The 663-nt window shown below is 49.6% G+C and carries 1 protein-coding gene and 1 pseudogene; both read right to left on the reverse strand.

Annotated features, from left to right (window positions below):
* Window positions 1-210, reverse strand: a pseudogene (locus PT964_RS26360) (tagaturonate reductase); the annotation flags it as partial.
* A gap of 41 nt (window positions 211-251) precedes the next feature.
* Window positions 252-663: zinc-binding dehydrogenase (locus PT964_RS26365; RefSeq protein ID WP_274366335.1), on the reverse strand; the 412-nt coding region annotated here is incomplete at its 5' end.

Below are 663 nucleotides of genomic sequence, written 5' to 3' on the forward strand. Positions count from 1 at the left end.
AAGCAATTCAAGCTTGCCGCGGCCGCTTGTTCTGGGCGGAGTGACAATGACTCCTCCCAGAAACAGCCCTTGCTCATTGCATGTGTGGAACATCCAGTCCGCGAAAGCTCTGATAAAGTTTCCTTCCCCGACCTGCAATACTTTAGGCGGCAGGACATCCTGAGTTCCCGCAATCGATCGATTCAGCCTGGGAAACGTTTGCATGCTCATAAGCACCCCCGTCCTTGAAGATGGCAATTTCTTTGAAGCCGTTATAATTCCACAATCGCTTTAATCACCTTGGATTCAGGAAGAAGCCGGCTCTCAAACCGGCTGATCATCTGGTCGAATCCGCAACGATGAGTTATATAGTTTTCCATATCCAGCGTACCCGAGCGCAGTGCGTCTAACACATAACCAAAATCTTCACGCGTTGCATTGCGGCTTCCCATGAGCGTCAATTCTTTCTTATGGAAGTCCGGATCGGAAAACGTAATATCGTCCTTCACCAATCCAACATAGATCAGTTTCCCGCCATGTGCGGCATAATTGAATGCCTGTGTCATCGAGCGGACGTTGCCGGTCGCATCAAAAACGATCGTTGGGTAATCGCCGTTCGTGATCTCTTCTATTTGCTTCATCGGATCATTCAAGGCATGGATTGCCGCATCGACCTTAGCCCAC

The sequence above is a fragment of the Paenibacillus thermotolerans genome (genome assembly GCF_028745515.1).
Classification (GTDB): Bacteria; Bacillota; Bacilli; order Paenibacillales; family YIM-B00363; genus Paenibacillus_AE; species Paenibacillus_AE thermotolerans.